18 protein-coding genes and 2 pseudogenes are annotated in these 18,509 nt (G+C 68.6%); 14 read left to right on the top strand and 6 right to left on the bottom strand.

The genetic code is table 11. The features are described 5' to 3' along the window. Positions 1–507: 507 nt before the first annotated feature. A complete protein-coding gene (locus ABZ808_RS00195) occupies positions 508–2,664 on the top strand; it encodes a hypothetical protein (protein WP_356998678.1) in 2,157 nt (718 codons plus the stop codon). 134 nt (positions 2,665–2,798) lie between these two features. Here ABZ808_RS00195 and ABZ808_RS00190 read toward each other — a convergent pair whose 3' ends face one another. Further along, positions 2,799–3,050: a hypothetical protein gene (locus ABZ808_RS00190; protein ID WP_356998675.1), complete on the bottom strand. Its 252-nt coding sequence runs from the start codon at positions 3,048–3,050 to the stop codon at positions 2,799–2,801. A gap of 363 nt (positions 3,051–3,413) precedes the next feature. Between ABZ808_RS00190 and ABZ808_RS00185 the strand changes: the two genes are divergently transcribed. From ABZ808_RS00185 to ABZ808_RS00170, 4 genes are all read left to right on the top strand, one after another. Then, positions 3,414–3,722, top strand: coding sequence for a GNAT family N-acetyltransferase (locus ABZ808_RS00185; RefSeq protein WP_356998673.1), 309 nt, complete (start codon positions 3,414–3,416; stop codon positions 3,720–3,722). A gap of 39 nt (positions 3,723–3,761) precedes the next feature. Then, positions 3,762–4,043 (top strand): (4Fe-4S)-binding protein, encoded by a 282-nt coding sequence (locus ABZ808_RS00180; protein ID WP_356998670.1) that lies wholly within the window; start codon positions 3,762–3,764, stop codon positions 4,041–4,043. A gap of 2 nt (positions 4,044–4,045) precedes the next feature. After that, positions 4,046–4,186: a CDGSH iron-sulfur domain-containing protein gene (locus tag ABZ808_RS00175; RefSeq protein WP_356998667.1), complete on the top strand. Its 141-nt coding sequence runs from the start codon at positions 4,046–4,048 to the stop codon at positions 4,184–4,186. Between the two features lie 465 nt (positions 4,187–4,651). Beyond that, positions 4,652–5,053, top strand: a complete 402-nt coding sequence (locus ABZ808_RS00170; protein WP_356998664.1) for a DUF4260 domain-containing protein — start codon at positions 4,652–4,654, stop codon at positions 5,051–5,053. 113 nt (positions 5,054–5,166) lie between these two features. Here ABZ808_RS00170 and ABZ808_RS00165 read toward each other — a convergent pair whose 3' ends face one another. Both ABZ808_RS00165 and ABZ808_RS00160 read right to left on the bottom strand, forming a co-directional pair. Continuing rightward, a complete protein-coding gene (locus ABZ808_RS00165; protein WP_356998661.1) occupies positions 5,167–5,769 on the bottom strand; it encodes a response regulator transcription factor in 603 nt (200 codons plus the stop codon). Continuing rightward, complete coding sequence (locus ABZ808_RS00160; RefSeq protein WP_356998659.1) at positions 5,766–6,908, bottom strand: histidine kinase; 1,143 nt, start codon at positions 6,906–6,908, stop codon at positions 5,766–5,768. The genes ABZ808_RS00165 and ABZ808_RS00160 overlap by 4 nt, the downstream gene beginning before the upstream one ends. A 107-nt stretch (positions 6,909–7,015) precedes the next feature. On the opposite strand from ABZ808_RS00160, the gene ABZ808_RS00155 reads away from it, so the two are divergent. The 5 genes from ABZ808_RS00155 to ABZ808_RS00135 all read left to right on the top strand — a co-directional run bounded on the left by ABZ808_RS00155 (position 7,016) and on the right by ABZ808_RS00135 (position 11,210). Further along, positions 7,016–7,897, top strand: a complete 882-nt coding sequence (locus ABZ808_RS00155; RefSeq protein ID WP_356998657.1) for an ABC transporter ATP-binding protein — start codon at positions 7,016–7,018, stop codon at positions 7,895–7,897. Positions 7,898–7,923: 26 nt separating this feature from the next. Then, complete coding sequence (locus ABZ808_RS00150) at positions 7,924–8,643, top strand: ABC transporter permease (protein ID WP_356998654.1); 720 nt, start codon at positions 7,924–7,926, stop codon at positions 8,641–8,643. Continuing rightward, on the top strand, positions 8,640–9,320 hold the full coding sequence (locus tag ABZ808_RS00145; RefSeq protein ID WP_356998652.1) for a GPP34 family phosphoprotein: 681 nt from the start codon (positions 8,640–8,642) through the stop codon (positions 9,318–9,320). Before ABZ808_RS00150 ends, ABZ808_RS00145 begins: the two co-directional genes overlap by 4 nt. 50 nt (positions 9,321–9,370) lie before the next feature. Next, positions 9,371–10,260 (top strand): IS5 family transposase gene (locus ABZ808_RS00140; RefSeq protein WP_357002678.1). Its coding sequence is split into 2 segments (ribosomal slippage): positions 9,371–9,710 and positions 9,710–10,260, totalling 891 coding nucleotides; the frame shifts between segments, so codons are not numbered across the junction. Positions 10,261–10,343: 83 nt separating this feature from the next. Further along, entirely contained in the window at positions 10,344–11,210 is an 867-nt protein-coding gene (locus tag ABZ808_RS00135; protein ID WP_356998649.1) for a transposase, read from the top strand. A 165-nt stretch (positions 11,211–11,375) separates the two neighbouring features. Here the strand turns inward: ABZ808_RS00135 and ABZ808_RS00130 are convergent, their stop codons facing one another. Together ABZ808_RS00130 and ABZ808_RS00125 are read right to left on the bottom strand one after the other, a co-directional pair. Further along, positions 11,376–12,344: a hypothetical protein gene (locus ABZ808_RS00130; protein WP_356998646.1), complete on the bottom strand. Its 969-nt coding sequence runs from the start codon at positions 12,342–12,344 to the stop codon at positions 11,376–11,378. Beyond that, positions 12,345–14,564, bottom strand: a complete 2,220-nt coding sequence (locus ABZ808_RS00125; protein ID WP_356998644.1) for a hypothetical protein — start codon at positions 14,562–14,564, stop codon at positions 12,345–12,347. A gap of 237 nt (positions 14,565–14,801) precedes the next feature. On the opposite strand from ABZ808_RS00125, the pseudogene ABZ808_RS00120 reads away from it, so the two are divergent. Next, a pseudogene (locus ABZ808_RS00120) lies at positions 14,802–15,137 on the top strand (hypothetical protein); the annotation flags it as partial. A gap of 221 nt (positions 15,138–15,358) precedes the next feature. After that, a complete protein-coding gene (locus ABZ808_RS00115; protein ID WP_356998642.1) occupies positions 15,359–15,658 on the top strand; it encodes a DDE-type integrase/transposase/recombinase in 300 nt (99 codons plus the stop codon). Positions 15,659–16,067: 409 nt separating this feature from the next. Here the strand turns inward: ABZ808_RS00115 and ABZ808_RS00110 are convergent, their stop codons facing one another. Continuing rightward, positions 16,068–16,748 carry a hypothetical protein gene (locus ABZ808_RS00110; RefSeq protein ID WP_356998640.1) on the bottom strand — a complete coding sequence of 227 codons (681 nt, stop codon included), beginning with the start codon at positions 16,746–16,748 and terminating at the stop codon, positions 16,068–16,070. A gap of 200 nt (positions 16,749–16,948) precedes the next feature. On the opposite strand from ABZ808_RS00110, the pseudogene ABZ808_RS00105 reads away from it, so the two are divergent. Next, positions 16,949–17,197, top strand: a pseudogene (locus ABZ808_RS00105) (inositol monophosphatase family protein); the annotation flags it as partial. Between the two features lie 369 nt (positions 17,198–17,566). Continuing rightward, complete coding sequence (locus tag ABZ808_RS00100; protein WP_356998637.1) at positions 17,567–18,136, top strand: N-acetylmuramoyl-L-alanine amidase; 570 nt, start codon at positions 17,567–17,569, stop codon at positions 18,134–18,136. The last annotated feature ends 373 nt before the right edge of the window (positions 18,137–18,509 follow it).

Below are 18,509 nucleotides of genomic sequence, written 5' to 3'. Positions count from 1 at the left end.
AGCCGTAGCCGGCCCACCCGGCCAGGTCCGAGCGTTTCACGGTCGGTCGGGACCGGCCACGCTCGACCGGCGTCGAGTCGAGCACCCAGGTGGCGTCGGTCCACAGGTCGGTGTCCGCCGCGACCACGCGGATCGCTCGCTTGAGCAGCGGCACCGCCGCCCGCAACCGCTTGTTGTAACCGGACTGCCCGGGCAGGTACGGAAACGCCCCGGGCAGATGCCCGGGGACAAACCGCAGCCAGCGGGCTTCGAACCGCCGTTACAACAAGCGCTTACGGGCGGCGCGGTCCTTCCCGGGCAGGATCAACGTCCTGTCCAACGGACCACACCCAGGTCAACACGGAAACCTACGCAGTCCCGTCTGTAATGGGCCCGTTCGGGTATACGCGGCTGGCCAGCGCTTCGCTCCGAGGTCTGTCCCCAGCCTGCGAGGTAGGAATGCCGGAATCATCGCCGTGCCGTGCACGGGGTGGGTGCCACCCGCCGGGTGACGTCGTTGAGTTGCGGGTGCACGGCGTGATGGGTGCCGGCGCGGATGACATCCTGGATCGGCCGCACGTGCAGCGGGTCGCCGGCGATAGCAAGGGCGGCTTCTACCGGCCCCGCAGAGGCTATGGCGACTCCCGAGGCGCCTGCGGCGTGGTGTTGGAGACATACCGGTGGAGCGAACTACGGAGCGGAGCCGCTGCGAGGACGCTGTCGCTGGTGTTGCTGTTGCCGTTCATGGCATGCAACGCGGCGGCATGGATGCGGCCGAGGGCGAAGGTCAGCGGCGGTGTGGTCTGGGTAGGCTGCAGGCTTGTCGGCCTGAGCCTCACGGCCCTGTACGTCTTGTCTTTCGTCGGCGTGGCGTTGGACCTGCTCGCCTGCAAGTGCATGTCCCTCGGTAGTTGCCTCGGGGGCCGGACCTGGCTGTCCTGGCTCGGCGGTCAACCGATCGGATTGCGCATTGCACTGCTAGCGCTGGTACCCGTCGCCGCGATCTGGGTGTTGTGGCTGGTGGGCTCCCGGTGCGGTCACTGGTACGACAACTTCATCCCACCTACGGGTGAGCCGGCCGACACGGCACTGGGCGCGATCGGGACACATAACGCCACGCCGGGAGTGGCGCGACTTCGCTCCATCCATGTGGCGGCCGGTCTCGCTGTGCTCGATCTCAGTCTAATTGCGGCGTTGTGGGCTGCGCGTGGACCGAGCCTCCTCAACGTCCTGCTCACGTTCTGCGCCGTGCTCATCCTTGTCGCCATTGTCGTACTGCTGTGCGTACCTTCCGTAATCGACGCCGTAGCCGGCACCCCGGTGGTCGATGGGGTGGTCCATGCTCTGCGGTCGACTGCCGTGGTGGTGACGATCGCCGTCATCGGGCGGGTCGCGTTCGACCGCAGCGAGTGGCCCGCCGAAAACGGACTGCCCGGCCACGACGTCGCGGTCGTCCTGCTCTTCGGGACGCAGGGCGTCCTGCTCGCGCTGCTCGGGATCGCTGCACTGGTTGGTCGGGAGGGCAGCCTTAGGAGGCTGCGCTGGGCGGGTCCGCCGCTGTTCGCGTGTCTGGCGGTGGGACTGGCCATCAGCTTCGCCACCGAATTCAACTACCGCGTATCGGACTACCTCGACCGCGACCTGCCTACCCCCGACGTGCTGCCCACCAGCCCTGTTCTGGCATACAAGTGGACGATGTTCGGGTTCTTCGTGTCGGTCATTGGCGCAGCGGTCGCGGGTGCGGTGATGGTGCTGTTCACGCGGAGGCACCGACGGCGGACAGCGGACGGCATCGTCGCGCGCGACTTTCCTGACGCAGATGCGAGGACGGCCCGACGGCGGGCACAGGTGCGCGACGCAATCGCCCGGGCGCAATTCACGGAGCGACTGTGTCCGCTCGGATTGACCTACTGCTGCCTCGTCGCGCTGAGCCTGGGTTTCACAGCTCTGGCCCTGGACGAGCTGCAGCCGAGCGTCGCCGTGGAGGGCCTGGTCAGCCTGCCGTCCGATTTCGTCAGTGCGGGCACTCAGTTGGGGAGCTACCTGATGGCGTTGCTGTTCGTCGGTTTGTTCTTCGGAGGGCTGTTCGCCGACCGTACGACCACTTTTCATCGCTACATCGGTATGCTATGGGACCTCGGGATGTTCTGGCCGCGTGCCGCTCACCCCTTCGCCCCACCGTGTTACGCCGAGCGCGCCGTGCCCGAACTCGCCTGCCGTATCAGCATGCTGGTCCGGCAAGGGAGGTACGTGTTGGTGGCGGCGCACAGCCATGGGTCGGTACTCGCTCTAGCGAGCGTCCTGCAACTGGATCCGTCCGTGCTCTCCAGGGTTGCCCTGCTGACGCACGGCTCCCCGCTGAGACGCTTCTACAGCACGCTGTTCCCGGCGTACGTGGGCAGGGATGTGCTGAGTGAGGCCGGCCGCCGGTTGGGCTGGCGCTGGGTGAACTTGTGGCGTGACACCGATCCCATCGGCAGTTGGATCTTCACGTCCGGACGCGGGGGTGACGACGCGCTGCGGCAGCAGTCCGAGGTGGACCGCCGGCTTCGGGATCCGCAGGATCTCGATGCCCAAGGCCGTGACACTGTGTGGCCGCCGATGTGCGGTCATCAGCCGTGCGTGACGGACGACCGATACGAGGCGGCGGTCTGCGAGCTGTCCGAGCGGCTTCAAATCGGCTGAGATGGTGTAGCCGTCGCCGAACCTCAGGCGCTTCGGAGTGTGGTTCCACCGGCCTACGGGGACCGAAGGAGCCGCGCAGTGCCGGTCACCGATCGAGCGGACGACGTCGCACGAGGCGGCGTCCGATGTTGTCGTCATGAGCCCGCCGGTGCTCCGTGGGCGCCTCGATCCCGGGTGCGTCGGGCCGCGGCGGCGGTGCGAACCCGAGATTCGAGTGGCACGGCAACGAGCACGCACAGGAAATTCCCCGAAACTACGAGAGGGTTCAACACCCGGGAGTACGGCCGCAGCTCGGGCATCGCGCAGAGGCGGGCCAGCCAGCCGTGCGCACGGGCCGAGTCGACCGGCAGGCCGCTGGTCATCTCGTCGCCGATCACCTCCTTCACTGGATGAGTGCTGCTGTAGATGACGTTAAGCCGTTCGAGTTCGATGACTGGTTGGTGGACAGGCCTCTTGAAGCGCGTACACAGCCGATCCGGTAGTGGCGCCGTGTCACCACCGCGTGTGACGCAGTGTCACTGGTCGCGCCCGGTTGCTGACGCATACTGGGTGGTGACCGCGGGATCGCGGCGTTTCAGCGAGACGACGCGGAGATGGGAGCGCCCGCACAACTTGGCGACGTCCAGCGGCGCGTTGTCCACTGAGTCCTGATAACGGGTCGGCCAGGAGGCCGGTGACATTAAGTGACACATCAACTAGACCGAACCGCGCGTGGTTTGAGATCCACGCTAAGAACACATGGATGACACATGGCAGTAAGAGTGAGTGATGTCCCCGAGGCCAAGCGATACGAGGCCCGCGTCGACGGAGAGTCCAAGGTCGCGGGCGTTGCGCAGTACATCCGTACCACGGAACTCGTCGCTTTCGTACACACTGAGGTCTCGCCGGAGTACGAGGGCCGGGGAGTCGGGGCAGCACTGGCCCGCACCGCCCTCGACGAGGCACGCGCCGCGAACCTGCTGGTCCTGGCCACCTGCCCGTTTATCGCGGGGTGGATCGCCAGGCACCCCGAGTATCAGGACCTGGTGTACCAGGCCCACAGCAGGGTCAGTGACTGAACGGCCGAGCATGGCGACGATGCGACGACGGAGGCCGCTATGAGCAGCGGAACCAACAAGAAGGCGTACGAGGGCCAGAAGATCACTGTCACGTTCGAGGCGAGGCGTTGCTTGCACGCCGCCGAGTGCGTCCGCAGCTTGCCGGAGGTCTTCGACCCGGGCCAGCGCCCGTGGATCCGGCCCGACGGTGCCGAGGCCGAGCGCCTGGCCGAAGTGGTGCGGCGCTGCCCCTCGGGGGCACTGCAGTACGAACTCGTGGGCGGCGGGGCCGAGACTGGGACCGGCCCACGCAGATCAACCGCAACTTCGTCGAACAGTTGATCGTGCACGGCGAGCTGAGCGTGCACACGCCGGAAGGATCGCGCGCCGAAACCAGGGCCCTCCTGTGTGTTTGCGGGCAGAGCCGTCTTCAGCCGTACTGCGACCACGCGGGTCAGCCCTGCGGTCAGACACCGCAGCGCTGACCCGCTACCGAGGTCGACCCGGACGACCCGGACTCGACGTCGCCGCTGGACACGGCACGTCAAGCCACGATGTCGTAACCGGCGTCGGTGAGGGCGGCGAGAGTGTAGCGGCGGCCCACCGGGTCGGGAGATCGCTCGACCCAGCCTCGCTGCTCGAACCGCTTGACCCAACCGGCCGGGCAGCAGCAGCAGCAGCAGCAGCAGCAGCAGCGAGACCAGACGCGACGCCCTTGCCGACACCGATGCTGCAGGCCCTGCACGGCGACGCCTTCGCCGACGTGATGATGTCGACCTTCACCCACTACCCCCATCGGGCCGGCCCCCCGGGGCGGCTGGTCGCCTTCGACGAAGCTGTTGTCCGTAATGGAGCACGAGGTCGTCACCGCCGGCCTATCCTCTTTCCGAGGTCAAGCCAGCGACGGGAAAACAACCCACCCGTGTCCCTGATCGACACCGAGGTGTGAGATGCCGTATCTGAGTCCGGTCGCAGTGCAGCGCGTCGAGGGCCTCGTCGTCGCGGCTCTCGCCGTCGTCGTGACCGTCACCGCCGGGTACCCGTGGTGGTCGCTGCTCGCCCTCTTCCTCGTCTTCGACCTGTCCATGCTCGGCTACCTGCGCGGGCCACGCCTCGGGGCCTTCTGCTACAACCTGGCGCACTCCTACACGCTGCCGGTGGCGCTGGGCGCGGTAGCCGTGGCCGCGGCCGGGTTCGGCGACCGGATCAATTGGCTCGGAGTTCTGGCCCTTGCCTGGGTGTTCCACATCGCCGTCGATCGCGGCCTCGGCTACGGCCTCAAGACGGCCGAAGGATTCGAGCACACCCACCTCGGCTTGATCGGCAAGGCCAGAGGGCCTGACCCGCTTTGACGGACATCCAGGATCAGGAGCCTGATGGGTTCCGGGAGGCTGTCGTCGGCGCCGCGTGATAATTCAGCCGGCGTTGACAGATTCCATGCTGATCTGGCGTGATCGCCCGTTGGTCACAGCCAGTCGTGTTCGCGGGCGTAGCGGGCCGCTTCGTGGCGGGTCCGGGTCTGGGTCTTGCGCATCGCGTTGGAGAGGTAGTTGCGGACGGTGCCCGGCGAGAGGTGCAGGCGCGCGGCGATGTCGGCGACCGAGTAGCCCTCGCCGGTGACCCGCAGGACGTCGGCCTCACGGTCGGTGAGGGGATTGTCGTCGGTAACGGCGAGCGCGGACACGTCCGGGTCGATCCAGCGTTTGCCCGCGTGCAGGGTGGCGATGACGGACGAGATGTGCGCCGGCTCGGCCGACTTGCTGACGAAGCCCTGAACACCGAGCTTCAACGCCTTGCGCAACACGCCGGGGCGGGCGTGCCGGGTCAGCATGAGAACCACCTGCTCCGGGCGCGTGCGCCGGATGTCGGCGACCGCCCCCAGGCCGTCCACGCCCGGCATCTCCAGGTCGATGACCAGCACGTCGGGCTCGTGCCGCAGGGTGGCTTCGACGGCCGTCCGGCCGTCCTGCGCCTCGGCGAGAACGGTGATGTCGCCCTCCATCGGCAGCAGCGCGGCCAGGGCCGTACGCAGCAGCGCCTCGTCGTCGGCGAGCACGATGGTGGTCATCGGCCGTCACTCCGTTCTGCGCTGGCGCGCACGGCGGGGAACGTCGCCGCCGTGCGGAAGCGTCCCTGCTGCTGTTCCACGGTCAGCTCTCCTCCGTCGCCCGCCACCCGTTGCCGGAGTGCCGCCAGTCCCCTGAGCTCGGGCGGCGTGGTGGCGGTGACGCCGTCGTTGACGATGGTGATGCTCGACTCGGAGAGCGTGATTTGCACCTGGGTGGCCTGCGCGTGCCGCAGGATGTTGGTGGTCGTCTCGCGAAGCACCTGACCGAGCAGTTCGTTGGCGCGCGCATCGACCTCGGCCTCCCGGGTCACGCGGACCCGGATGCCGGCGGCCTCGAACAGGTTCTTCGCGTTCTCGATCTCCGCGGTGAGGTTGAGCCGCCGTTGCGCGTAGGCCAGCTCCCTGGTCTGCGCGATGGTGTCGCTGACCAGCGCGTACGTCTCCCGCAGCTCCTTCTCCGCCCGAGTGGTGTCGCGGAGCAGCAGTCGCTGCGCCAGGGCGATCTTCAGCTTCACCACGTGCAGGGTGTGGCCCTGGATGTCGTGCAGGTCGCTGGCGAAGCGGACGCGTTCGCGGACCACCGCGAGTTCCGCTTCCCGCTCCCGGGTCTGTTCGAGCTCCCGGATGAGGTCGTAGAAACGCTCGCCCACGATCGTGAAGACCGTCACGACGATGGTGAGGACGGTCGGGATGAGAACGTAGGTGACCAGGACGTGACCGACGTCGTCCCGCTGCACCAGCAGCCGCGCCCCGCCGACGGCGGCGACGTAGGTGAAGAGCCCGGCCACCGCCAGCTTCCGGTGCCGCCGGACCTCGCGCAGGGCGAGGGAGCCCACAGCGCAGAACCCCCAGTAGGCGTTGGGACTGCCGGTCACCAGGACCCCCAGTGGCCACACCGCTCCCGCCACGACCAGGCACGGCAGCGCCACCCGCGCCAGGTCGTTGGCCGTCCACCGCTCGAAGGCCACCAAGCCCGCCACGGCCCCCGGCGCCAGGACGACAAGGTGCCACCAGGTATCCGCGTCGGTGTAGACCAGGACCACCGCGGCGACCACGACCGGCGGTAGGGACGTGGCGAGGTTGAGCCGTCGCAGCCTTCCCTGCGTCGACTCGGTGAAGCCCGGCGATCTCACGGTCACCACACCAGTATCGGGCAGCCAGGTGCCACGACCAGTGACACCACGTCACATGCGGTGATGACATGGCGCCACTGACGGGCCGGCCGTGTCCGCGCTGTCATTGGTGCATGTCCACTACACCCGTCATCGAAGTCGAACGGCTGAACCTCACCTACGGCGACTTCCACGCCGTGAAGGATCTCTCCTTCGAGGTACGGCCCGGAGAGCTCTACGCACTGCTCGGCACCAACGGAGCCGGGAAGACCTCGACCCTGGAGGTCGTCGAGGGCCACCGGAAGCCGACCTCTGGCTCGGTACGCGTCTTCGGGCACAGGCCCGACGACCGCCGGGCGGTACATCCCCGGATGGGCGTGATGCTCCAGGAGAGCGGATTCTCCCCGGACCTCACCGTCCGTGAGTCCGTCGGCCTGATTGGCCGGCTCACCCGACGCGCCGACGACGTCGATCGGGTGCTCGACGTGGTCGACCTCACCGGTCGCGCCGGACGCAAGGTGTCCCAGTTGTCCGGCGGGGAGAAGCGGCGGTTGGACTTCGCCACCGCGGTCTACGGCACCCCGGAGCTGATCTTCCTGGACGAGCCGACCACCGGCCTCGACATCCAGTCCCGCGACGCCGTCTGGGCGACCGTGGACCGGCTGCGGGAGAACGGTTCCACCATCGTGCTCACCACGCACTACCTGGAGGAGGCCCAGCAGCGCGCCGACCGGATCGGGCTCATGCACCAGGGCACTCTCCACCGCGAGGGCACCGTCTCCGAGCTGATCCGCACCCTCCCCGGCGTGATCCGCTTCTCCCTTGCCGCGCCGGTTCCGCCGCTACCGCTGCCGGCGGCCGTCGACGCCGACGGGAAGGTCACTGTCGAGTCCTTCGAACTGCAGAAGGACCTGCACCTTCTGCTCGGCTGGGCGCAGGACCACGCCGTGGATCTGCGCGACCTGGCGGCGGGACCGACCCGGCTCGACGACGTGTTCCGCGCCATCAACAGTTGATTCGTTCTTCCGAGAGGCCCATCACCGTGTTGTCCATCGCGTCCAGCGAACTGATCCAGATCTTCCGCAACCGGCTGGTACTGATCACCAGCCTCATCATCCCGGTCGTCGTCAGCGCGTACTTCGTCCGCCAGCACGAGACCTACGCCGCCCTCGGCAGCCTCGGCTACATCGCCGCGATCGTGATGTTCACGATCACCGCGTTCGGGCTCTACGCCACGGCCGTCACCACGCTGGCCTCCCGACGGCAGAACCTCTTCCTCAAGCGACTGCGCTCCACCGCCGAAGGCGACGCCGGCATCCTCGCCGGCCTGCTGCTGCCCGTACTCCTGCTCACCGTGGTGCAGGTGACAGCGATCCTGACCGCCCTGGCCGTGGTCGCCGGCGGGCCGGACAACGTCGCACTGCTGGTGGTGGCGGTTCTCGCGACCGTGGCCATGATGATCGGGTTGGCGCTGGCCACGGCCGGGCTGACGAACTCCCCCGAACACGCCCAGGTCACCACCCTGCCCGTTACCCTCGGTGTGATCGCCGTGGCCAGCTGGGTCGGCATCTCCGGCACCGAGAACCTCGCCTGGCTCAAGCGGCTGCTGCCCGGCGGAGCGGCCACCGAGTTGACGATGAACGCCTGGAACGGCGGCGTCGCCGTGATCGACTCCCTGCTCCTGCTCGCGCCCACGCTCGGCTGGGTCGTCATCGCCGTCACCCTCGCCACCCGCCTCTTCCGTTGGGAGCCCCGCCGATGACCACCGAACCCCGGTCGGACGCCCCGACCCTCGTCGAGGATCTCCTCCTGCTTCTGTTCCAACCCGCATCCGGGACCATCGCCGGCGAGAACACCCTCTTCTACGTCCTCGGCGGAGCCGTCCTCGCGGACCTCGCCCTCGGCGGTCACCTGACCACGTCGGACCGGGGGCGGGTCAGCAGCGTGGCGGGTCACCCGCCGTCGGAGGGCCTCCTGCGCCCGGCGTGGGACTACCTCGCCGAGAAACCCCGAGGGGTGCAGACGGCACTGGCCGCGATCGGTCCCCCGCTGCGGGGGCCGGTTCTGGAGCGGCTCATCGCGCGGAGCGACATCGACCAGGAGCCGCGTAAGGTGCTCGGCCTGTTCCGGACCACGGCCCTGCGCGAGGGCAGAACCGAACGTCGGTCCCGCCTGCTCGCCGACGTTCGGCGGGTCCTCGTGGACGGCGCGGAGCCGCAAGCCCGGATCGCCGCGCTCGCGGCGCTGCTCTCGGCGAGCGGGACTCTCCCGCAGTTTCACCGGGAGATCCCGTGGACGTCACCGGTGATCAGCCGAGCCAAGGAACTCGAGCAGGGCAACTGGGGCGCCGACGCCGCTGGGGCAGCCGTGACCCGCACCGTAACGGCCATTGTCGTCAACAGCGCCATCGTGGCCATCACCGTGCTTCCTCGGGGCTAGGGCGTGTCCTGCCGATCTTGTAGTGGTTGATCGTTGACGATGTGCCGGTGGTGCGTCGTGGTGAACTGACTGACGAGGCGTGGTTGGTGATCGCGCCGTTGTTGCCGGAGCCGGGTGGTGCGCGGGGGTGGTGGCGGGATCACCGTCAGGTGATCAACGGGATCTTGTGGAAGCTGCGCACGGGTGCGCCGTGGCGTGACCTGCCGGAACGCTTCGGCCCGTGGAAGACCTGCCACGAGCGGCTGCGTCGGTGGACCGCCGATGGCACCTGGGATCGGATCCTCGCCGCGGCGCAGGTGCATGACGACGGCACACCGGTGCAGTGGACGATCAGCATCGACTCGTCGATCGTGCGGGCGCACCAGCATGCCGCTGGCGCCCGCAAAAAAGGGGCTCCCCGACAAGTCCGGCGACACCTGGTGCGCAAGATGGCGAGGCCATCGGCCGCTCCCGAGGCGGGCTGAGCACGAAGATCCACCTCGCCGTCGACGGACGCGGCCGGCCGTTGTCGATCCTGCTCACCCCGGGCCAGGCCGGCGACAACCCCCAACTGCTGGCGCTGCTCGACGCGATCCGGGTCAACGAGCCCGGACCCGGTCGGCCTCGTAAGCGGCCGGAGGTGCTGATCGCGGACAAGGGTTATGCCCACGACTCGACCAGACGTGCCCTGCGGCAACGGGGAATCCGGCACGTCGTTCCCGAACGCAGCGATCACGTGGCCCGCCGTGCCGCCAAGGGCAGCGCCGGCGGGCGGCCACCAGCCTTCGACAAACAGGTCTACCGCAAGCGCAACGTCGTGGAACGCTGCTTCAACCGGCTCAAGCAATGGCGTGACCTGGCCACCCGCTACGCCAAACGCGCATCCCTCTACCGCGCCAGCCTCGTCCTGATCGCGGCCACCATTTGGCTTCCATCATCGACAGGACACGCCCCAGGGTGACTGGTGTTAAACGATGGCTGCCACCGGTGTGGCGGCCATCGTTTTCTATCTATTTCAGGTAGTTTGCTGGTGTGGCGTTGGGTGTGGCTTCACAGCAGCTGGACCTGCTGGATCCGGTGAGCCGATTCTGCGACGAAGCGTCACCAGCCAACTCGATCTTCGCGTTCCTGCACGAGCATCGGGAGACGCTGTTCCCAGATGGGTTGTTCACCGACCTGTTCGCTGCGGTGGGTCGCCGGTCGGTGCCGCCGTCGGTGGTGGCCACCGTGATGGTGCTGCAACGCCTCGAAGGGCTGTCGGACCGGGAGGCGGTGGACCGGTTCACGTTCGACGCCCGCTGGCGTTACGCCGCCGGAGTGGGAGGCTGGGACGGCGCGGGCCGGGTGGGGTTCGCCCACATGGTGCTGGTCGACATGCGGGAACGGCTGCGCCGTTCGGACCGCCCGGACCGGATCTTCGAGGTGGCGTTGGACGCCGCTCGGTCCGCGGGGTTGGTGGGCCGGCGGCGGGTCCCGGACTCCACGCCCCTGTATGACGCGGTCGCGACGATGGACACGATCACGCTGATCCGCTCAGCGATCCGGGGTCTGCTCGCCGCCGCCGACGGTGACCTGGCCGAGCGGCTACGGGCGGTGCTGTCGGGCGGTGACGACTACCGCAGCACCGGCAAGCCGGTCATCGACTGGGACGACAAGACCGCCCGCGATGCCCTCGTCGACTCCCGCGACGCCAAGTTGGAGCGCTACCGGGCCGCCCTCGACGCCGGAGCCGACCCAACGGTGGTCACCGGCTGGATCGCGCAGACCCAACCCGAATGCGCCCGTGCGGAGGCAGACCGCCGCGCGAACACCGGCACCGCCCCGCGCAGGATGAGCCGAGCAGAAATCTTATCCAGTGACGGCTTCCTACCGGTCTGGGCACGCCTGCGCGGGATCCTCCTGCTCGATTGAGCCACGCGCGGTGGGACAGCAAACGTTCGCGTTACGACTCTCGGGCGGCGGGCTTCGGTAGCGTCGGTCAGCGGGTCTACTTCGTTGCGCGTTCTGACCAGTGCCCACTGACGCAGCTCGGCGTAACCACCGATCCGCCAACGCAACAGCGCCGGTGATCGCGTTCTAGCCGCGCGCGCCGACCGCAGCGTCGTACCAGCCGCTAAGATCTGCGCCGGCGGCAACGACAGGGTCCCCGCGGAGCTGCTTGTAGAGCCGGCCGGCGAGCGGGATCAGCTCGTGGACGGGCTCGAGGTCGGCACCCCGGCCGCCCAGCACCGGCAGGCCCTCGTAGCGGTAGCCCCACTCCGCCTCGTGGCCGACGCGCCACGCCGTGCCCGGCACCGCGTGACGGACACACTCCAGCGCATAGAACGCAACCGCGTCGATGATCCGCAGCGAGTCGTCGGACCAGCCCGAGGGCGCCATCGACGCGTGACGGCCGTACCACATCGGCAGGACCGCGTTCGTCGGTCGCGGGAAGAAGCCGCTGCCGGTCGCCACCTTCTCGATCGGCGCACCGACTGGCCGCGGCTGGAGGCTGCCGAGCGCCCAGTCCCACACCGCCGCGAGACTGTCCCTCGATAAGTCGAGGTCGACCCCCGACTCGTCGCGCAGCCACCTGAGACGGCCGTCTCCGGCCGCCAGGTAGCGGTGGAGGAACTCCTCCGGCGTGCCGGTGACGGTGCCGCGCACCATTCCCGGTGGCAGGACGCCGTCCGGCGCGACGTGGTCGAGAATCACGTCGAGCGGGGCGTCGGTGAAGTCGCCCTCCTCGACGACGAGCCGGGCGTCAGCGGTGCGCGCCAGCTCCCGCAGCGCGGAGACGATCGGCGCCAGCTCGGCCCGGAACGCGGCCGCGTCGTCGATCGAATGCCGGTCGAAGACGGACACCACCAGCTCGCCGATCCCGGTCCGGCCGGGGTGGATGAACCACTGCGTGCTGATCCGGTCGCCGGTCCAGGTCAGCTCGGCGTAGTCGCCCTCGGCCACCCGCTCACGCAGGTCGGGCTGGTAGCCCAGGACGGGGCTGAGCAGGGCGACCGTGGCCGCCCTGCTCAGCTCGGTGCGATCCGGGATGATGCCCAGTTCCATCTACGGTCCGCTCGGTGCGTGGATGGTGAACTCGATGTTGTTGTCCTTGAGGCACTGCAGCAGCGGCGGGTGGATGCCGATGCTGTTGAAGCCCGCGTGCGCGACGAAGTGCCAGTGTACCTTCGTGACGTTCTGGTGACCGTGGGCCGCCTTGCCGGCCGACGTCAGGATCCAGGCGTCCTTGAGGCACTCGTCGATTAGGCTCTCGGTCCACGTCGGCACGCCGGTCTTGACCTCGTGGAAGACCTCGTCGCCGGTGGTCGGGTCCTGCTCGATGCAGTCCGGCTTGCGCCACTTGGAGCCCGCGCGCGGGTAACCCGGCGTGAGCACCTTGACGTTTTTGATGCAGCCCTGCAGCAGGGCGGCCACCGCGTTCTCCCCGTCCCGCCAGTTGTACTGAGCAGGAATGGGGTCGCCGGACGTATGGTTGGGCGCCTTCATGGCGTCCTCGATGTCCTTCCACTTCGTGCGATCACCGCGCGACAGGTCGCGGATGTCCTTGTCACTGAAGCGGGACTTGGCGGCGAGGATCCGGGCGGCGAGCGTGTCGTCGCCCGCAGTCAGGTAGTCGTAGGTCGCACCCAGGATCAGGTCGAGGGCCACGTCCTTGACGGCGTCCGGGATCTTGTCGTACTTCGTGACGAACCGCAGGGTGTCGTCGATCCGGTGGGCGAAACGAACCACGAAGCGGGCGGCCTTACCGGGGATCGCGATCGCATCGCCGACGTAGGGCACCACGCCGAGGATGCTGAGCCCGGCGCTGACCCAGTCGCCTTGGATAAGCCCGGCGATGGTGTCACGCAGGTCGGCCAGGCCGCCCAGGATCCAGCCCACGACTGGGATCGCGCTCAGCCCGCCCGAGCACAGGTTGCCGGACAGCCAGGCCATCGAGTCGCGCGGTGAGAAGTCGCCCGCGAACATGCCCAGCAGGAAGTCGGTGACGTAGGTCCACTTGCTGACCTGCTCGTCCGGGCGGCTCGGGTCGAGACCCTGGTCCTCGACGTGCACGGTCTCGTAGTCGTCCCGCAGCGAGTCGCCGTCGGTGTCCGGGTTGAGCGGGTTGATGCCCCAGTCGTTGACCTCGGCGCCGTCAGAGAGCCCGTCACCGTCGCTGTCGACGTTGTTCTCGTCGGTGAGCGCCTCACCCTCGGCAACGTCGGTTAGCCCGTCACCGTCGGTGTCAGTCTCGTTAGGCGTCGGCACAATCGGCGGCGCGCCGCCGCCCAGCGGCGGGTCGTTGCGCGGGTCGGCGACCAGCGGATTGGTGCCGCGGCTGACCTCGATGCCGTCGCTTACGCCGTCACCGTCGGTGTCGCTCTCAGTGGGCGAGGTGCCCAACTCCTGCTCGCGCAGGTTGGTCAGGCCGTCGGAGTCCTGGTCCTCTTGGCCGTCCGGCACGCCGTCGCCGTCGGTGTCGGCGTTGTTCGGCAGGGTCCACGGCGTCAGTCCGTAGATCTCGAACTTGTCGGTGAGCCCGTCGCCGTCGGAGTCGGCGAGCAGCGGGCTGGCGCCGAAGCGCAGCTCGACGCCGTCCTCGATGCCGTCGCCGTCCCGGTCGCCGGTGTAGGTGATGCCGAACCGGGTCAGGACGTTGCGAGCGCTGTCGTAGGCCTTCGACGCGTGCCGGGTGGCCGGCTCGGCGTTGGCCTTGCGCAGCTGGTCGTCGGCCTTCGTCAGCCACCGCTGGCCGGACTCCAGGTCGCCGAACGCCTGCTCGAGGCCCGACGGTGCCGGCGGCGGCGGAACGATGGCGCGGAACGGTGCGATCGTCGCGTTGGCGTCCTGGACGGCGGCGTCGGCCAGCAGACGAACCGTCGACAGCTCTCCCACCAGCGCGTCGACGAACACGTCGCCATTTCCGACGCGACTGTGCAGGTAGGACGACAGGTGCGCGAGGTTGTCGTAGGCCGTAGCGCCGTCCTGGGCGGTGGTGAGCCGGGCACCATCAAAATAACGGGTGCGCAGGTCGGCGAGGACCGGTTCATAGCGGCGCTTTCCGAGGTCATCCAGGTGCGACCGGACCGCCGCCTCGGTCTCGGTGATCGACAGTTTTGCGTCGCGTGTGTACCGCGTGGTCGGGATCGCCGCGACCTCGGCCCGCCAGTCGCGCTCCTCGGCTCGCACGGGTGCCGTGACGGAGACCTGTGCGGCGACGACCGCGACGGTGGTGAGGATGAGGCCTTTTTGCCCACGCTGGCGCAGGCGCGTGAAACCACGCATATGTCGCTCCCCCATTTGTTGGTCAGCAGTGATGGCGGGAATAAGCCAAGCGAACGAGCCCCATCGATGCAATGGTGAGTAATGAAACGGACACTCAGGTCGCCGAGAGACCGCTACCCTCGTCCTATACGACGCGCCCGCGGGAGGACAGTGACCTTCGCCCGGGGTAGTAACGCCGGTTAGGTCGGTGAGCCTAGCGGCCTCTGTGGTGGCGATCGTTGCTTTGCTACGGGGGGGGTGTCCCTATGGGTTTCGTCAAGCGGTGATCGGTTTGGTGGGGCGGGGTTGGCAGGGGATGGCTGCCCAGACCCTCCTCGAGGCCGCTACCTCGGTGGACGCCCGCCCTACGGCTACACCCTCCGCGACCTCGGACCCCACCCCAACCCCGCCAAGGCGGCCGACGGCAAACGCCTCAAGGGCCTCACGCCCGACGAGCAGACCGAACCGATCGTCGGGCGGATCTTCACCGAGTTCCTCACCGGTCTCGGTCTCTTCGCCATTGCCGAGGGACTCACCGCCGACCACGTGCCCTGTCCATCAGCACACGGCCGCGCCCGCAACCCCCACCGCGGCGGCATCGCCTGGTCCAAGAGCGCCGTCCGCGTGCGGGTATTGAACATCGCTCGTCAGCCCTACTACCGGCGGCTCGCCCAGCCGGTCGGCAACGCCGAACTCGTCGCCGCTCACCGCGCGAACGCCCTGGCCGACGCCCACCGCAATGACCCGGAATTCGGCTACCGGTTTCTGGTCGACGAGGCCCGCAACGCCGGACAGGCCATGGCGGAGCGAACCGCATGGAAGATCTGCTCGGACAACGGCTGGTGGAGCGCCTTCGGCAAACGCAAGAAGCGCGGCAAGGTCCAAGGGTGGGGCCGCCGGTCAATGACGACCTCGTCAAACGCGACTTCACCGCCCACGGCCCGAACCGGCTGTGGCTGGCCGACATCACCGAACACCGCACCGGCGACGGCAAGCTCTACCTCTGCGCCATCAAGGACATGTGGTCGAACCGGATCGTCGGCTACTGCATCGACTCACGGATGAAGTCCCGGCTGGCCATCACCGCGACTCGCTTCCGTCCCACGTCAGTATGAAAGTTGCCACTTCCATAGCTTCGTGGCTGGCCGCATAGCTGAGCAATCCAGCAACCGGACGATCATGGCAGGCGCTCCGACCTCTTCGGTGTGAATCAGGACGCCGCACTGACTCTGACCTGCGGCAGCGTGGAGCCGCAGGCAGGGGCGGGTGCAGTTGAGCTCCGTTCGATGCAGTTGTACGCAGTTCAAGGCTGTTCCGGGCACCCCGCTGCGCCCAACCTGCTCCCACTAGACCGGGCTCGCACCGGGGCCGCCGACCGCCGACCGCTCGTGAGGTTGACACCAGTGCTGGCTCCCGCAGCCGCATAGGCCGATCGGGGAGCACGCCCACGGATCGCCGCGCCTTCTCAGCGGCAGGTTCGGATGCTTGAGCCGGGCTGCGGATAGCTCCGGCGCTGTGGCTTGTTCAGCGGGGCGAGGTTTCGTGTTGGATGCCGGCCGCTCGGCGCCAGCGGCTGGCTTCGGCTTCGTGGGATCCGGTAGCGGTCGCCGTCGCGACGGCCATCGGATCCACTCCGCCGGTCAGTAGGGTCAGGGGCCACGCGGGCACGCCGCCAGCGCTGTCGTAAGCGGTCCAGGTCCATGGACCGTCGAAGCGCCAGGCACGACCATCGGCGTCAGCGACGTCGTCGCCAGCCTTCAGGAAGGCGTACGGCCGGAAGAGCAGTTCGAGCGTGAACGGAACACCGCCGCCGGGCTCGATGCTCGTGCCCTGGAACTCCGATGCCGCATCCGGAGCCTCACCGGCGCGCAGGACGAGCAGGCTCAGGCCCGGGCGGGGCAGCCAGCCCGTCTCCTGCGGCGGATCGTACTCGTGAACCTCGATGACGTGGATGATCCGCGCCGGGATACCGACCCGACAGGTATCACCGGGTGCGAGGCGCAGGGCAGGCGGGTCGGTTACGTACAGCTCGTCCGGATCGGCACGGCCCAGGGCCACCACGCCGTTCCAGCACGAGCCCTCCGCGTCCGGGTCGATCTCCCACCAGGGCCAGCGGACGCTGACGTACGCCTCGTCGACGCCAATGGCAACCGTTGGCGTGAACGGGCAGGAGATGCGCAGCACGTCCCCGACGCGGTAAACCATGCGCGGCAGGTTAGCGCGGTGCCGGGCAGGACGCCGGCCGTGGAAGGGGCCAGGGACCAGGGGTCGGTGACTGCTCGAAGCGCTTCGCGCGGCCGTACGGACGGCGCCGCCGTGTTGCCCGACGAGCGCGCTGTTCGCGGCAGATCCGGATATCCGATCGAGGCGCGCAATGTAGCCAGGACGGCATCTATCGTGCGTGCATGTCGATCACCGACCGAGATCTGGTCATCAAAGCCGCGGAAGCCGGCGCAGCGATCGTGCGCTCGCACTACGGGTCATCGCTGACACGCTTCGAGAAGTCTGCCGGAGACTTCGCCACGACGGCCGACATCGAAGCAGAGCGCGCCATCCTCGACGTCTTGCACGCTGCCCGGCCGGACGACCTCGTGGTGGGAGAGGAAAGCGGACGCACGGGAACCGGCGGGAACGGACGCATTTGGCTAGTCGAACTCAACGACACCCGCGACGACGAACAGAAGCTCGAAGCCCTACGCGCGCGCCGACCACTGCTCCGCTTCGTGCTCGACCGGATGTTGCCGGTTCTCACCGCCCCTCGGTGGAGGTAACAGAACGCAGGCTAACGAGCGTTCACCGTCGCATCGTTTGTCGAGTCGGTCTCCAGCGCTCGCTCAAGACGACGCTGGCTGACAGAAGTGCGCCAGTACTCCGCCAACCGCTACCGTAAGAGCCGCTGTCCCCCGACAGACCGATCCACGCTGCCGGGAGGACGCACAGTGGACATCATCAGCCGCGCCGAATGGGGCGCCCGTCCACCCGAGTCCCGCTCCACCGTGCCCTGATCGAAGCGCACCGGGTTCATGGGCCACTACTCCGCCGCGAGCGCGACGCAGACCCCGCGCCAGATCCAGGACCACCACATGCGGGTCAAGGGCTGGTCGGACATCGGCTACAACTTCCTGATCAACAGCGTCACCGGCCTGCTCTACGAGGGCCGCGGGTGGACGACGCTCGGCGCGCACTGCGCCGGCCACAACACCGAGAACATCGGCGTCTGCATCATCGGCAAGGACCAGGCCGGCCGCCAGGACGTCTCCGACGCCGCCCGCAGCGCCTTCAAGTGGCTCTACGAGGAGGACGTCTCAGGCATCAGCGTGACGATGGGCGTCCTCGCCGTCCTGGCGACGCTCGTCACCGCGCTGCTGGCGCTGCTCGGCACACGTCGCACCACCGATGTGCAGCGGGAAGCCAACTTCGACAAACGGGTCGACGAGCGGTTGCAGTACCTGGAGCAGCGGGTGCAGTTCCTGGAGCAGGAGCTCACCCGCTATCAGGACATGTACGCCCGGCTGCGGCTCGGCGTCTTCGCCGCCAGCCTCGACCCAGACCAGCTCGACTGGAGGTCGGACGGTGACCAGCCCCAACGCTGACACCCAGCGGCTGGTGCGGGCGCCGCCGAGCCGGAGGTGGTCAGGGACCGCCGCCGGCTGGCGCGGCTGCTCGCGCTGTACGCGCTGCTGCCGCTGCTGTGCTCGGCGGCGGCCACCACCATCGCCTACAACCTGGCCGACGCCTCCATGGACCGGCGGGTCGCCGCGCTGGAGCGGGACCTGGCCCAGCGGCGGGCGCAGGCCACCGCGGAGGCGAAGGCGCGGGACGCCCGGCTGGAGCAGACCCGACGCGACCTGTGCGTCGTCCTGGACCGGCTCACGCCCCGTGACGAGCCGGTGCAGGACCTGCGCCGCCGGTACGGCTGCACCGCCCCCGACCCGCGCCCGTCGACGCGCCCGCCGGCGGGCGGCC

The sequence above is a fragment of the Micromonospora sp. NPDC047527 genome (genome assembly GCF_040643015.1).
Taxonomy (GTDB): Bacteria; Actinomycetota; Actinomycetes; order Mycobacteriales; family Micromonosporaceae; genus Micromonospora.
This window is presented reverse-complemented; position numbering and strand designations above follow the sequence as displayed.

What these genes read in the sequence shown, in the direction of transcription:
- ABZ808_RS00185 (WP_356998673.1), top strand. Translation starts at nt 3,414, where the DNA reads ATGGCAGTAAGAGTGAGTGATGTCCCCGAGGCCAAGCGATACGAGGCC.
- ABZ808_RS00180 (WP_356998670.1), top strand. Translation starts at nt 3,762, where the DNA reads ATGAGCAGCGGAACCAACAAGAAGGCGTACGAGGGCCAGAAGATCACT.
- ABZ808_RS00170 (WP_356998664.1), top strand. Translation starts at nt 4,652, where the DNA reads ATGCCGTATCTGAGTCCGGTCGCAGTGCAGCGCGTCGAGGGCCTCGTC.
- ABZ808_RS00165 (WP_356998661.1), bottom strand. Translation starts at nt 5,769, where the DNA reads ATGACCACCATCGTGCTCGCCGACGACGAGGCGCTGCTGCGTACGGCC.
- ABZ808_RS00155 (WP_356998657.1), top strand. Translation starts at nt 7,016, where the DNA reads ATGTCCACTACACCCGTCATCGAAGTCGAACGGCTGAACCTCACCTAC.
- ABZ808_RS00145 (WP_356998652.1), top strand. Translation starts at nt 8,640, where the DNA reads ATGACCACCGAACCCCGGTCGGACGCCCCGACCCTCGTCGAGGATCTC.
- ABZ808_RS00130 (WP_356998646.1), bottom strand. Translation starts at nt 12,344, where the DNA reads ATGGAACTGGGCATCATCCCGGATCGCACCGAGCTGAGCAGGGCGGCC.
- ABZ808_RS00125 (WP_356998644.1), bottom strand. Translation starts at nt 14,564, where the DNA reads ATGCGTGGTTTCACGCGCCTGCGCCAGCGTGGGCAAAAAGGCCTCATC.
- ABZ808_RS00115 (WP_356998642.1), top strand. Translation starts at nt 15,359, where the DNA reads ATGGAAGATCTGCTCGGACAACGGCTGGTGGAGCGCCTTCGGCAAACG.
- ABZ808_RS00110 (WP_356998640.1), bottom strand. Translation starts at nt 16,748, where the DNA reads ATGGTTTACCGCGTCGGGGACGTGCTGCGCATCTCCTGCCCGTTCACG.
- ABZ808_RS00100 (WP_356998637.1), top strand. Translation starts at nt 17,567, where the DNA reads ATGGGCCACTACTCCGCCGCGAGCGCGACGCAGACCCCGCGCCAGATC.